Annotated in this window: 13 protein-coding genes; 7 read left to right on the forward strand and 6 right to left on the reverse strand. The window is 71.6% G+C overall.

The window, feature by feature from the left end; all coding sequences use genetic code 11:
• Position 1: 1 nt before the first annotated feature.
• From yicI to A3CQ_RS0137205, 3 genes are all read left to right on the forward strand, one after another.
• On the forward strand, positions 2-2,230 hold the full coding sequence (yicI, locus tag A3CQ_RS0137195; protein ID WP_020516044.1) for an alpha-xylosidase: 2,229 nt from the start codon (positions 2-4) through the stop codon (positions 2,228-2,230).
• Between the two features lie 73 nt (positions 2,231-2,303).
• Positions 2,304-3,320 carry a carbohydrate kinase family protein gene (locus A3CQ_RS0137200; protein WP_026206693.1) on the forward strand — a complete coding sequence of 339 codons (1,017 nt, stop codon included), beginning with the start codon at positions 2,304-2,306 and terminating at the stop codon, positions 3,318-3,320.
• A complete protein-coding gene (locus A3CQ_RS0137205; protein ID WP_040433762.1) occupies positions 3,313-4,626 on the forward strand; it encodes a 6-phospho-beta-glucosidase in 1,314 nt (437 codons plus the stop codon). Before A3CQ_RS0137200 ends, A3CQ_RS0137205 begins: the two co-directional genes overlap by 8 nt.
• Here the strand turns inward: A3CQ_RS0137205 and A3CQ_RS58090 are convergent.
• The gene (locus A3CQ_RS58090; RefSeq protein WP_020516048.1) at positions 4,623-5,093 is read right to left on the reverse strand and encodes a CGNR zinc finger domain-containing protein; all 471 of its coding nucleotides are present in this window, start codon (positions 5,091-5,093) and stop codon (positions 4,623-4,625) included. The genes A3CQ_RS0137205 and A3CQ_RS58090 overlap by 4 nt on opposite strands.
• A gap of 97 nt (positions 5,094-5,190) precedes the next feature.
• Here A3CQ_RS58090 and A3CQ_RS55415 point away from each other — a divergent pair, with 97 nt between their 5' ends.
• The 4 genes from A3CQ_RS55415 to A3CQ_RS55420 all read left to right on the forward strand — a co-directional run bounded on the left by A3CQ_RS55415 (position 5,191) and on the right by A3CQ_RS55420 (position 9,152).
• Entirely contained in the window at positions 5,191-6,645 is a 1,455-nt protein-coding gene (locus A3CQ_RS55415) for an MFS transporter (protein WP_020516049.1), read from the forward strand.
• 50 nt (positions 6,646-6,695) lie between these two features.
• The gene (locus tag A3CQ_RS0137220) at positions 6,696-7,268 is read left to right on the forward strand and encodes a redoxin domain-containing protein (protein WP_020516050.1); all 573 of its coding nucleotides are present in this window, start codon (positions 6,696-6,698) and stop codon (positions 7,266-7,268) included.
• A 452-nt stretch (positions 7,269-7,720) separates the two neighbouring features.
• A complete protein-coding gene (locus A3CQ_RS0137225; protein WP_026206640.1) occupies positions 7,721-8,653 on the forward strand; it encodes a hypothetical protein in 933 nt (310 codons plus the stop codon).
• Positions 8,654-8,684: 31 nt separating this feature from the next.
• The gene (locus tag A3CQ_RS55420) at positions 8,685-9,152 is read left to right on the forward strand and encodes a GNAT family N-acetyltransferase (protein ID WP_020516051.1); all 468 of its coding nucleotides are present in this window, start codon (positions 8,685-8,687) and stop codon (positions 9,150-9,152) included.
• 71 nt (positions 9,153-9,223) lie between these two features.
• Here A3CQ_RS55420 and A3CQ_RS0137235 read toward each other — a convergent pair whose 3' ends face one another.
• The 5 genes from A3CQ_RS0137235 to A3CQ_RS0137255 form a co-directional block, all read right to left on the reverse strand.
• Positions 9,224-9,541, reverse strand: a complete 318-nt coding sequence (locus tag A3CQ_RS0137235; RefSeq protein WP_020516052.1) for a hypothetical protein — start codon at positions 9,539-9,541, stop codon at positions 9,224-9,226.
• A gap of 41 nt (positions 9,542-9,582) precedes the next feature.
• A complete protein-coding gene (locus A3CQ_RS0137240; RefSeq protein WP_020516053.1) occupies positions 9,583-9,948 on the reverse strand; it encodes an SHOCT domain-containing protein in 366 nt (121 codons plus the stop codon).
• Positions 9,949-9,960: 12 nt separating this feature from the next.
• Positions 9,961-10,872 carry a DUF6325 family protein gene (locus A3CQ_RS63950; RefSeq protein ID WP_342663729.1) on the reverse strand — a complete coding sequence of 304 codons (912 nt, stop codon included), beginning with the start codon at positions 10,870-10,872 and terminating at the stop codon, positions 9,961-9,963.
• 184 nt (positions 10,873-11,056) lie between these two features.
• Positions 11,057-11,947: a M56 family metallopeptidase gene (locus A3CQ_RS63775; RefSeq protein ID WP_020516055.1), complete on the reverse strand. Its 891-nt coding sequence runs from the start codon at positions 11,945-11,947 to the stop codon at positions 11,057-11,059.
• Positions 11,944-12,324 (reverse strand): BlaI/MecI/CopY family transcriptional regulator, encoded by a 381-nt coding sequence (locus A3CQ_RS0137255; protein WP_020516056.1) that lies wholly within the window; start codon positions 12,322-12,324, stop codon positions 11,944-11,946. The genes A3CQ_RS63775 and A3CQ_RS0137255 overlap by 4 nt, the downstream gene beginning before the upstream one ends.
• Positions 12,325-12,612 lie beyond the last annotated feature (288 nt).

A 12,612-nucleotide genomic window follows, 5' to 3' on the forward strand; every position in this document is an offset into this window, starting at 1 on the left:
TATGAAGTTCACCGACGGCTACTGGCGCAAGCGCGACGGGTTCGCGGTGCTGCACCCGGCACAGCTGCACGACACCGAATCGGACGGGGCGACGCTGACCGCGTACGCCGCCGCGAAGAAGGTGCACAGCCGCAGCGACACCCTCGACGCGCCGATCATCACGATCAGGTGTGAGGCGCCCGCGCCGGACGTCATCCGGGTGACCATCGGGCATTTCCTGGGCGGCGTCGCGAAGGGGCCGAACTTCGCGCTGAACCGCGTGGAGCACCCGGTCACGATCGCGGAGCACGAGATCACCTCGGGTTCATTGACCGCGCGATTCAACCCGGGCGACGAATGGGGACTCGACTTCCTCGCCGAGGGAAAGCGGCTCACGGGCAGCGGCTGGAAGGGCATGGGCATCGTCGACACCGCCGACGCCCACTACGTACACGAGCAATTGGATCTTGGTGTTGGTGAGGCCGTCTATGGCCTCGGTGAGCGATTCGGGCCGTTCGTGAAGAACGGCCAGAGCATCGACATCTGGAACGAGGACGGCGGCACCAGCAGCGAGCAGGCCTACAAGAACGTCCCCTTCTACCTCACCAACAAGGGGTACGGGGTGCTGGTCGACCACCCCGGGCGGGTGTCGTTCGAGGTCGCCAGCGAGATGGTGTCGCGCACGCAGTTCAGCGTCGCCGGTCAGACCCTCTCGTACCTGGTCATCTACGGTCCGACTCCGGCCGAGGTGCTCCGGAAGTACACCGCGCTCACCGGACGCGCGGCACTCCCGCCGGCCTGGTCCTTCGGCCTCTGGCTGACCACGTCGTTCACCACCCCCTACGACGAGGAGACGGTCACCCAGTTCGTCGACGGGATGGCCGCGCGCGACCTGCCGCTGAGCGTGTTCCACTTCGACACGTTCTGGATGCGCGAGTTCCACTGGTGCGACTTCGAGTGGGACCCGCGGATCTTCCCGGACCCGGCGGGCATGCTCAAGCGCCTGTCCGGCCGCGGCCTGCGCACCTGTCTGTGGATCAACCCGTACATCGCGCAGCGCTCGTCGATGTTCGAGGAGGGCCGGGCCAACGGCTACCTGGTTCGGCGGCCGAACGGCGACGTCTGGCAGTGGGACCGCTGGCAGGCCGGCATGGGTCTGGTCGACTTCACCAACCCGGCCGCCGTTTCCTGGTTCGCCGGGAAGCTGCGAAACCTGGTCGAGATGGGCGTCGACGCGTTCAAATCCGACTTCGGCGAGCGCATTCCGACCGATGTGGTGTGGTTCGACGGGTCCGATCCGGAGCGGATGCACAACTACTACACCCAGCTCTACAACCAGGTCGTCTTCGACGTGCTGCGGGAGACGCGCGGCGAGGGCGAGGCGGTGCTGTTCGCGCGGTCGGCCACGGTCGGCGGTCAGCAGTTCCCGGTGCACTGGGGCGGGGACAACTCGGCCACGTACGAGTCGATGGCGGAGAGCCTGCGCGGCGGTCTGTCCCTGATGTCGTCGGGTTTCGGCTTCTGGAGCCACGACATCGGCGGATTCGAGGGACGGCCTGACCCGGCGGTGTTCAAGCGGTGGATCGCGTTCGGGATGCTCTCCTCGCACAGCCGGTTGCACGGCAACCACTCCTACCGGGTGCCGTGGCTGTTCGACGAGGAGTCGGTCGAGGTGCTGCGCAAGTTCACGCACCTCAAGTACGCGCTCATGCCGTACCTGTACGGCGCCGCTCGCCGGGCGCACGAGGACGGGCTGCCGGTCATGCGGCCGATGATCGTCGGATTCCCCGGCGATCCGGCCGTCACCCACCTTGACCGGCAGTACCTCCTCGGCGGTGACCTGCTCGTCGCCCCGGTGTTCTCCTCGTCCGGGCAGGTCACGTACTACGTCCCGGCCGGGCGGTGGACGCACTACCTGACCGGGGAGGTCGTCGTGGGGCCGGGCTGGGTCACCGAGACGCACGGCTTCGACAGCGTGCCGCTGCTGGTGCGGCCCGGGGCGGTCCTGCCGATCGGGAACCGCCACGACCGGCCCGACTACGACTACCGGGACGGGATCACCCTCCGGCTGTACGAGCCGGCCGAGGGGAGCACGACGGTGGTGGTCGGCGACAGCACCTTCACCGTGACCCGCGACGGCACGGCGACCCGCGTCGAGCGGTCGGGCGCGGACCTGCCCTGGCGGGTCGAGATCGCCGGCGGGCCGTCGGCCGACCTCGCCGCCGGCGATTCCGAGTGGGTCACCGGCTGATCGGCGGGAATGGGGGTGGTGCTGCGGGCAGGATCACCCCCAATTCGGCGTGCGACCGAAATAAGATCGCACGATGGAGAGGACGCTGGACCTTTTCGTTCCCGGTGTCGTCTACCTCGACATCGTCTTCACCGGCCTGCGCGATATGCCCCGGCCGGGAACCGAGGTGTGGGCGAACGGGATGGGATCATGCCCGGGCGGGGTGGCGAATCTGGCGGTCGCGGCGGCCCGACTCGGGTTGCGGACCGGCCTGGGAACGGCCCTCGCGACAGATGCATACGGCGATTTCTGCGCCCAAATCCTTTGTACTCAGGAAAACGTCGATCTATCCGCCTCGACCCGGATAAACGGCCATTCACCGGTGACCGTGTCGCTCGCCTACGACCGCGACCGCAGCATGATCACCCACGCGCACCCGCCGCCGCTGAACGCGTCCGGGCTGGTCGGGGCGTTGCCGGCGGCCCGGGCGGCCTCCGTGAGCCTGACCAAAGACGGGCTGCCCTGGGTGCGGCAGGCGCGGCAGGAAGGGACGCTGGTCTTCGCCGACGTGGGCTGGGACGACACCGAGGAGTGGCCGTCCGAGGCGCTGGCGATGCTCGGCGACTGCTACGCGTTCCTGCCCAACGCGGTCGAGGCCATGCGGTACACCCGGGCCTCGTCGCCCGAGGAGGCGGCGCGCCGGCTCGCGGGGCTGGTGCCGCTGGTGGTGATCACGTGCGGGCCGGACGGGGCCATCGCGCTCGACTCGGCGACGGGGGAGATGGTGCACGCCCCGGCGGTGCCGGTGGAGGCGCTCGACCCGACCGGGGCGGGGGACGTGTTCACGGCCGGGATCATTCTGGGGACGCTCAACGGATGGCCGATCGCGCAGCGGCTCGCCTTCGCCAATCTGATCGCGGCGCTGTCGGTGCAGCATTTCGGGGGATCGTTGTCGGCGCCGGGCTGGGGGGACATCGCGGACTGGTGGCGGGCGTCGGGGGATTCCCGCTACGCGTTTCTCGAGGACGTGATTCCGGGTGGGGAGCAGCGGTCGGTGCGGCGCGCGGGGGCCACGATCGCTCGCCTCTCGGATGCGCACGCGCATGAGTAAGCTCACCATTCTCGGGGGCGGGGGATTCCGGGTTCCGCTCGTTTACGGGGCACTGCTCGGGCCGGACAGTCCGATCACCTCGGTCAGTCTGTACGACATTTCCGCCCCGCGGCTGGCGGCCATTTCGCGGGTGTTGATGGCGCAGGCGGCGGATTCCCCCGACGCGCCGGACATTTCGGTTACTACGGATTTGTCGGAAGCGCTGAGCGGGGCCGACTTCGTGTTCAGCGCGATTCGCGTGCACGGGCTGGCCGGGCGTGTCATCGACGAACGGGTGGCGCTGGCCGAGGGAGTGCTGGGCCAGGAGACCGTGGGGGCCGGCGGGGTCGCGTACGGATTGCGGACGCTGCCGGTCGCGGAGGCCATTGCCCGCCGGATCGCGCTGGTGGCGCCGTCGGCCTGGGTCATCAATTTCACGAATCCCGCCGGAATGGTCACCGAGGCGATGGCGGCGCACCTCGGGGATCGGGTCATCGGGATCTGCGATTCACCGTCGGCGCTCGGGCGGCGCGTCATGCGGGCGCTCGGCGTCTCCGGGGCGCGGCTCTCCTATGCCGGGCTCAATCATCTGGGCTGGCTTTCGGGCGTACACGTCGATGGGGTTGATCTGCTCCCTCGTTTGCTGGCGTCGGACGAGGCACTTTCGTCCTTCGAGGAGGGGCGGCTTTTCGGGGCCGATCGGTTGCGCTCGCTCTCGGCCGTGCCCAACGAATATCTGCATTACTACTACGAAACCCCGGAGGTGGTACGCGCGGAGCTCGGCGCTACCGAGACCCGCGGGGAGTTTCTGCTCCGGCAGCAGGACGAGTGCTATGCGGCGCTGGCCTCGCGAACCGCCGATCCGCTGGCGACCTGGAACGCGGCATTGCGGCAGCGGGATGCCACGTATATGGCGCTCGAGGGGCTCGGGGAAAGGGACGACGCCGAAGGCGGGGGATATGAGGCGGTGGCGCTCGCCCTGATGATGGCGATCGCGTCCGACTCGCCGACGGACCTGATTCTGAACGTTCGCAATCGCGGGACTCTGGACATTCTCGACGACGACGCGGTGGTGGAGGTGCCCTGCCGGGTCGACGGTTCGGGCGCGCATCCGTATCCGGGCGCGATCCTGCCGGCGCACGGGATCGAGCTGGTGAAGCGCATCAAATCGACCGACCGGGCCGTGGTGTCGGCGGCGGCGTCGGGCTCGCGGGCGGTCGCGGTGCGCGCGATGGCCTGCCACCCGCTGGTCGACTCGGTCCCGGTGGCCCGGCGGCTGATCGCGGAGTACCAGCGGCAGCTGCCGGAACTCGCCTACCTGCACTAGCCGGCGTGGCGGCGGCGGAAGGCCGCGGCCCGGGCTCGATTCTGGCAGGTCAGGCAGCAGAAGCGGCGCCGGCCGGCCGGGGAGGCGTCGACCCAGACATCCGCGCACTGGTCGTCGGCGCAGATGCCGATGCGGCCCGGGTGCTCGGCCAGCTGATGCCGCAGGGCCAGCGCCGCCGCCGCACGCGCGGCCTGCGAAGGGTCGTCGACCGTCCACTCCTCGGCGAGCGCGCCGTCCCGTTCGAGCAGAACCGGCCGCACCCGCGCGCGATCGAGCAGCCCGCTCACGATCGACGCCTGCGTGACCGGAGCGGCCGCCGCGAACACCGCGTGCAACTCGTCGGCGAGCGCCGTCCGGACCCGGTCGCCGCTCGGCTCCCGGTCGTCGAGGGCGCGCGGGAGCGACCCCCACTCGTTGACGAAATCGACCAGTTCCGCCATCGGCATGACCACGATCGTTGTCCCCACGTGGTCAGCGTAACGCATTAACGCGGTTGATCGCGTTGTCCGGGCGGCGTAACGTGATGACTGAGTTCATAGCGTTACGTGTGATCGGAGGCGCGAGATGAGGAACTGGGCCGGCCTGGCCGTACTGGCGCTGCCCTGCCTCCTGGTGTCCCTCGACGCCGAGGTTCTCAACCTGGCCGCGCCGCAGCTCACCGCCGCCCTGCACCCGTCGAACGTCCAGCTTCTCTGGATCATGGACAGTTACGTCTTCGTAGTCGGCGGCGCGCTGATCGCCATGGGCGTCCTCGGCGACCGCATCGGCCGTCGCCGCCTCCTGCTGATCGCCGCGGCCGCGTTCGGCGTCGCGTCCCTGCTCGCCGCGTTCGCCACCACCCCCGTACAGCTGATCGCCGCCCGGATCCTGATGGGCCTGTCCGGAGCCTCGTTGATGCCCTCCACGCTCGCCCTGATCCGGGTGATGTTCCCCGACCCGCGGCGGCGCACGATCGCCCTCGGCATCTGGAGCGCCAGTTTCTCCCTCGGCGGCGTCGCTTCCCCGCTGATCGGCGGCACCCTGCTCGCCCACTTCTGGTGGGGGTCGGTCTTCCTGATCGCCGTCCCCGCCGTACTGCTGCTGCTTCTGCTCGGCCCGGCCCTGCTGCCCGAGTCCCGGGACAACGCCGCCACGTCGTTCGACATCATCGGCGCCCTCTCCAGCCTGGCGTCGGTTCTCCTTTTCGTGTACGGGGTGAAGCAACTCGCCGCCGACGGATGGCACCCGGCGCCCCTGCTGTTCATGGCCGTCGCCGCCGTGCTCGGGCTCTCGTTCGTGCGCCGTGAGCGCCGTATCGCCCAGCCGCTGCTCGACCTGTCCCTGTTCCGCGACCCGCGCGTGACGGTCGCCGTCGGCAGCAATGCCCTGTCGTACTTCGTCCTCTACGGCACCCAGCTGGCGATCGCCCAGTACCTGCAGCTGGTCCTCGGCCTGTCCCCATTGCACGCCGGCCTGTGGACGCTGCCGTCGGTCCTCGCCTACCTCGGCGCCTCGTTCCTGGGCCCGGCGCTGACCCGCTACCTCCCGCCCGGCCGGGTGATCGCCGCCGGCCTGGCCACGATGGCCGTGGGCTTCGCGGTCCTTGCGTTTGGTGGTCTGACCTTTGTCGTCACGGGAATGGTTCTTTTCTCCATTGGTCTGGCCCCCGCGTACATCCTCTCGACGGAGCTGGTCGTCTCGACCGTCCGCCCGTCCCGCGCCGGCATGGCGGCCGCCGTGACCGAGACCGGCTGCGAGCTCGGCGGCGCGCTGGGCATCGCGATCCTGGGCTCGCTGGTGCTGGCCACGTACCGCCACGGCATGGCCGGCCGGCCGGTCGGCACTCTTCCCGACGGCGTCTCCGCCGGCGGCCAGGTGGCGCATCAGGCCCTGACCGCGTACGGGAGCGCCTTCACGGTGATGGCCGCGGCCGCGGCCGTTCTTGTCCTGCTGGCCGCGATTCTGGCGGCGAAGGTTCTCCGCCACCGGGCGGCCGCGGCGTCGCCGGTCGTCGATGAGCTTGAAACAACTTCCGTGTAGAGTTCCGATTCCTATCGGTGAGATAGGTATTGACAACCACGGGAGGCACGATGACGACGGCCGTGCATCGACGCACGCCGGCGGCGCGGCGGACGGACGACGAGGCGCTGCGCCGCCAGTTCGATCGCGACGCCATCTGGGACCGCCTGGTCAAGCCGGGCGACCGGCTCCCCTCGGCCACGCTGCTCGAGGCCGACCTGGGCCCGATCCACCTCGACCGGCTGCGGATGACCGGCCCGATCGTCCTGGTCTTCTTCCGGTACGCGAGCTCCGAGCCGTGCAACGAGATCCTCGCGTCCTACCAGCGCGACCTGGTCCCGGCGCTGGCCGGCGGACCGGCGCATCTGGTGGCGGTGAGCCCCCAGATCCCGGCGCGGCTCACCGAGATCAAGCGCCGCCATGACCTGGGCTTCTTCGTGGCCTCCGATGTCCGCCACATCCTGATCGACGCTTTCAACCTGGGTTTCCACGAGCCCGGCGCCGACGTGTTGCTGGGCGCTCGCCGCTCGATCCTCCCGTTCCCGGCCGTCGTGATCGCCGACCGCACCGGCACGATCCGCCACGTCGACGTCCCGCACCCCGCCCCGGCCCGGATCCAAGCCGCCGTCCGCACCCTGCCCTGACTTGGTCCGCTCCCGCCCACGTACTGCCCTGACTTGGTCCGCTCCCGTCCACGTCCTGCCGTGACTTGGTCCGCCGCCGTCCGCACCCTGCCCTGACTTGGTCCGGTGCCGTCCGTGTCCTGCCTTGACTTGGTCCGCCGCCGTCCGCACCCTGCCTTGACTTGGTCCGCTCCCGCCCACGTCCTGCCTTGACTTGGTCCGCTCCCGCCCACGTCCTGCCTTGACTTGGTTCGCCGCCGCTCACGTCCTGCCCTGACCTGGTCCGGCGCCGTCCGCGTGCTGCCTTTACTTGGTTCGCCGCTCACCGCGCCGTGCCCTGACGTGGGCCGGGATGTCCTCGCCGCCGCCCGGGCCTGCCCTCACGTCATCCGTCCAGAGTGATGCCCCACCGGGCGGGGGAGCCGACACTTTCGGCGAGCGCGCCTGTGCGCCGAGCCCGAAGGGGACTGCAGATGGGACTGTTCGCGCACGCCCGGCCGATCGCGGCGGCGTTCGCCCTGGCCACCGCCCTCACCGGGCTGACGGCCTGCGAATCCGGCGGCGACGGCACCGCGCTGCCGTCGAAGCTGCCCTCGATCGAACGCAGCGCCGACCGCGAGACGACCGAGGCCACGAAGTCGCCCGAGCCCACCGAGACGACAAGGTCGGCACGGCCCACCCGCACCACCGACGCCCCCGCGACCAGCCCGGCCACGACGCCGACCAAGACGGAGCCGACCAAGACGGAGCCGACGAAGACCGCCGAGCCGACGAAGACCCAGCCCACGACGACCGAGGCCACCACCGAGACGACCACCAAGACCACGACCGAGGCCGCCGCGCCGACCGCCACCACCCCCGCGCCGACCCCCTCCGAGGCCGCGGCCACGACGACGACCAGCGGCATCAGCACCCTCGGCTGGTTCCTGATCATCCTGCTGATCGGCCTGGCCATCCTCGTCGCCGTCCTGCTGGTCAACCGCTCCCGCCGCTCCGCCGCCTGGGAGACGGAGGCCGTGGACCTGGCCGCCGCCGGCCGCAACCTCATCGCCACCCGCCTGCCGACCGTGCTCAGCACCCGCGAGTCCGCGGACCGCGCCCTGGCCTGGCCCCCGGTCCGCGCCGACCTGACCGAGATGGCGGCCCGCTGGGGTCAACTGTCCGGCCGCGCGACCGACGACTACCACCGCGACTCGGCCGGCCAGGTCAGCGTCATGACCCAGGACCTGGTCACCGCGATCGACGCCGAGAACCAGGCGCTCGCCACCGGCCGCGACTGGCGCATGCTGAGCCCGCAGGTCGACGAGATCGTCCGGACGCTCGACACCGCGCTGACCGCCTTCGTGGTCCCGCAGCCCGATCCGAACGCGACCACGGGCGGCGGTCCCGACCCGTACCCGGCCTGATGGTTTTAGTAATGACGGCACAATCACCCGGATGAGGATCAGAGACGCGGCCCCCGCCGACATCGACGCGATCATCGAGATCGGTCACCGCACCTGGCCGGCGACCTACGGCTTCGCCGGCGACGAATACGTGCGCAACGGCCTCGACACGTGGTGGTCCACCGAGGCGACCGAGCGCACGCTGCGCGACACCACGGTCCTGGTGGCCGAGGCGGAATCGGGCCTGATCGGCATCGGCAACATCGACCTGCGCGGCGACGTACCGATCATCTGGAAGCTCTACGTCCTCCCCGGGGCGCAGGGCACCGGCGCCGGGACCGCGCTCATCGAGGCGCTGCTGGCAAAAGCACCAGGCCTTCCCGTACGCCTCGAATATGTCGACGGCAACGCCAACGCCGCTCGCTTCTACCAGCGACGGGGTTTCACCGAGCTGAGCCGCGAACCGGGCGAGCGCCCCGGCTGGCCGGAAACGGTCTGGATGGAGCACCGACCGGCCTGAAGCCGGGCCGAAACGGGAACGCCGATGAGGGGCAGCCCCGCCGGCTGCCCCTGATCCTTCACGGCGTTGCGTCAGCCCGAGAACGCGGCCTCGGACGTCACGGACTCGTCCTTGGCCTCGGACTCCGCCGCCTCGTCCGACCGCCGGTGAGCGATCATCCGCTCCGCCACCACGGCGGCCGCGGCCCCGCTGACGGTCGCGACGATCGCCGTGATCGCGATCCACCGCCGCCCCATCCGCCGGATCTGCTCGCCGCGCATCACCTGATAGGCCAGCCCCAGCCGATCGGAGTAGATCGGCACCAGCTGCCGGAACTGCCCACCGCTGACCCGCGCGGCGGCCAACGCGTTGGCCATCGCGTCGCGCAGCTCGATCTCACGTCGTCCCATGGTTCATCCCTTCACCGTGCTGTTCTGCGAGGTGCGAAAAGTCAGGTGCCGAGCAGGCGCCCCTTGGCCGCCGAGAACTCCTCGTCGGTCAGAACCCCCTCGGCGTGCAGCGACCCCAGCCGCTCGAGCCGGGAAGCGAGATCGTCGGAGGTGGCGGGAGGAGCGGGCGGGGGCGCGTATTGCGGCTGCGCGGGTGCGTACCGCGGTGGCAGGGGTGCGTACTGCGGCGGTGTCGCATATTGCGGCCCCGCGTTCTGGCTCTGCATTTCGGCGATAGCCGCGTCCTGAAGGGCGTTCCGGTCGGCCGAACGTGCCGCGGCCCGCCCGGCGAGGAACCCGGCACCCCCGACGAGCGCCCCACGCAGCAGCGGCGCCCCTCGGCGCACGATGATCGGACGCGGAAACATCGGCAGCTCCTCTCAGCGCCCGGCCGTCGCCTCGGCCGCGTGCTCCGCCGGAATGGCCGCCGACGCGACGATCACCCCGTCCAGCCCCGCGACCCGTTCCGCCAGATCCGCCGACCACCGATGCTCGACCAGCAACGCGACCGCGTCCTCACCCGTGGCGACCGCCGCCGAGATCTCCCGCATGTCCTGTTCCGAGATCAGCCCCTCGATCGGCGCGTCCCACCCCGGCGGCATCCCCGGCAGATCGGTGAGCTCAACCGCCGACACCACCCCGTCCGGCCCGGTCCGCACGACGAGCGCATCCACCACCCGCACGTCCGCCGACTCCACGAGCCGTTCGAGCGCCGCCGCGATCCCCGCCGGCAGCCGCGCGGCAGGAAACGTCATCACGACAAGCTCCAGCGGTCCCCAGCCCATGCACCCACCCTCCCGTCCACAAACCCCCGCCCGCCTCACCCCGTTCGGATGAACCCCACCCCCAGGACCAAACCCAACAAACCCCCCAAAACCCCGATTGTGTACGCCCGAAGCACCCCTCCCAGCCGCAGAACAAGGCACCGCATCCCCACGCACCCCGTCAGTTCGGCGGCGACCGGCACGGCGCCCAGCGACGCGCGTGGGGCAGCGTGGGACGCCCGCCGGATCGTGCCGGACGACGGCAGGCGGGGCGCCATGTGCCGGGAGGGGAGCTGGCGCAGGGCGCGGGCGCGCCGTGCGGCGACCGGCGGGCCGCCATGCGCCGGCCCGGGGTGGCGCAGCGCGCCGGCGGGCCGCCGTGCGCCGGGCCGGGTGGCGAAGGATGCGAGTCGCGCCAGGCACCAGTTGCCAGGCCCCGGGATGGGAGGCGGGCGGAGGATGCGGGTCGCGCCGGGCGGCGACCGGCTCGGCACCGATCGGCGGATGGTCAGTGCCAAGGGATGACATCAGGAGATGCGCGGCGGCCGCCGCGCACGCGCGGCAGGCGTCACGGTGACATGGTCGGGCTTTGGGCGACGTGTGACGGGCGTCGGCGGCCGTGTGGGACGCAGGGGCCGCGACGCGCGTGGCGGACCGGGCCAACCGTGGCGGACCGGGGTCAGCCGATGTCGCCGTGGACCCCGGCGACGACCTAGCCGGCCAGCCAGGCTCGGAGGACGTCGACGAAGTCGGCGGTGGCGGTGGCCTCGAGCAGGAGGCAGACGGCGGTCACCCCGGCCAGCAGGGCAAGCTGCCAGCGGGCCGAGGCGGGGGGAGGGCTGTGCAGCGCCCGGACCCGGCGGACGATCACGCCGCCGTGCATGCCGAGCGCGGGGGCCGGGGCCGGGTGGCCGGCGGTGGCCAGGGCGGCGCGGGCGACGGCGCGGGCGACCAGGTCGCGGTCGCCGACGCCGGTGGCGGCCTCCTCGTCGGCCCAGCGTTCGACCAGGTAGGCGATGGCGTCGCGGGCCGGGCGCAGCAGCGGGTTCACCGCGGCGGCGGCGCCCGCCAGCAGCACCGCGCGGTGGTGGCCGTGGGCCAGGTGGGCTCGCTCGTGGGCCAGGACGGCCCGGCGCTCGTTCGCGTCCAGCACGCGGAGCATGCCGGTGGTCAGGAGGATCTCGCCGGGGCGGCCGGGAACGGCCACCGCCAGCGGTTCCGACCAGTCCGCCACGACCACGCCGCCGGCCGCGGGGCCGGCGTTGCGGAGGCGGTGGGCCGTGGTGCGGCGCAGGTGGACGTCGCGTTCCAGGCGGATCAGGGCGACCACCAGCAGGACCAGCGCACTCACCGCGACCCAGTCGGGCACCGGCTCGGGCAGGTGCATACCGGTGCGGGAATCCAGGTCGATCATCGCGGGGAGGTCGTCGAACAGGGTGAGGAACAACAGCAGCAGGGACCAGATCGTGGCGGCCGCCGAGAAGATCGCGGCCGCGACCAGGCCGGGGACCGCGGCGCGCGGGCGGGCGCGGTCGGCGGTGAGGCGGGCGGCCAGCGCCACCAGCACGGGGAGCAGCAGCGGCAGGTAGACGGCAACGGTCACGGCTCACGCTCCGCGAGGAGGGCGCGAAGGGTCTCGGCGTCGTCCTCGCCGAGGCCGGCGGCGAACTGCTGCAGGACGGCGCGGCGGTCGGGGCGCTCGTCGAGGGCGGCACGCATGCGGGTGGCGGCCAGCGACGCCGCGTCCTGCGCGGGCCAGTAGGCGTGGCCCCGGCCGCTGTCGGCCGGGCCCCGGCGGACCAAGTCTTTTTCCAGCAGGCGGGTCAGGATGGTCTGCACGGTGTTGTACGCCAGCCCGTCGCCCAGCGCCGTCTGCACGCCGGCGGGGGTCAGCGGCTCGCCGGCCGCCCACAGCGCGGCCATCACCTCGGACTCGAGCTCACCCCGAGCCCGACGGCGCCCGGCCTCGTCGTCGGCCATCGCTCACCCCTCGCCACCGGACGGCCGGGCCCCGACACGGCGCCCGGCGACTTTGTTGGGAGGAGGTTATCGTCCCGGGCTGACAATTCCGGCGCCGTGATCCCGATATGCGGGCAATGCAGCCGTTCGGGGGTGGCCCGCCCACTACCATCGCCTGATGCGCCGATTCTCCACCCCGCCGCCCCGCTCCTGAGCGGGACGGCCTCCTGACGCGCCGGGTCTGAACCCGGCGCGCGATGACGCGCACGTCCCGCTTCCGCGACCTCAAATCCTTGTCGCTGGAGCTGG

The organism is Paractinoplanes globisporus DSM 43857 (genome assembly GCF_000379645.1).
In the GTDB taxonomy this organism is placed as follows: Bacteria; Actinomycetota; Actinomycetes; order Mycobacteriales; family Micromonosporaceae; genus Actinoplanes; species Actinoplanes globisporus.

What these genes read in the sequence shown, in the direction of transcription:
- yicI (WP_020516044.1), top strand. Translation starts at nt 2, where the DNA reads ATGAAGTTCACCGACGGCTACTGGCGCAAGCGCGACGGGTTCGCGGTG.
- A3CQ_RS0137200 (WP_026206693.1), top strand. Translation starts at nt 2,304, where the DNA reads ATGGAGAGGACGCTGGACCTTTTCGTTCCCGGTGTCGTCTACCTCGAC.
- A3CQ_RS0137205 (WP_040433762.1), top strand. Translation starts at nt 3,313, where the DNA reads ATGAGTAAGCTCACCATTCTCGGGGGCGGGGGATTCCGGGTTCCGCTC.
- A3CQ_RS55415 (WP_020516049.1), top strand. Translation starts at nt 5,191, where the DNA reads ATGAGGAACTGGGCCGGCCTGGCCGTACTGGCGCTGCCCTGCCTCCTG.
- A3CQ_RS0137220 (WP_020516050.1), top strand. Translation starts at nt 6,696, where the DNA reads ATGACGACGGCCGTGCATCGACGCACGCCGGCGGCGCGGCGGACGGAC.
- A3CQ_RS0137225 (WP_026206640.1), top strand. Translation starts at nt 7,721, where the DNA reads ATGGGACTGTTCGCGCACGCCCGGCCGATCGCGGCGGCGTTCGCCCTG.
- A3CQ_RS55420 (WP_020516051.1), top strand. Translation starts at nt 8,685, where the DNA reads ATGAGGATCAGAGACGCGGCCCCCGCCGACATCGACGCGATCATCGAG.
- A3CQ_RS0137235 (WP_020516052.1), bottom strand. Translation starts at nt 9,541, where the DNA reads ATGGGACGACGTGAGATCGAGCTGCGCGACGCGATGGCCAACGCGTTG.
- A3CQ_RS0137240 (WP_020516053.1), bottom strand. Translation starts at nt 9,948, where the DNA reads ATGTTTCCGCGTCCGATCATCGTGCGCCGAGGGGCGCCGCTGCTGCGT.
- A3CQ_RS63950 (WP_342663729.1), bottom strand. Translation starts at nt 10,872, where the DNA reads ATGTCATCCCTTGGCACTGACCATCCGCCGATCGGTGCCGAGCCGGTC.
- A3CQ_RS0137255 (WP_020516056.1), bottom strand. Translation starts at nt 12,324, where the DNA reads ATGGCCGACGACGAGGCCGGGCGCCGTCGGGCTCGGGGTGAGCTCGAG.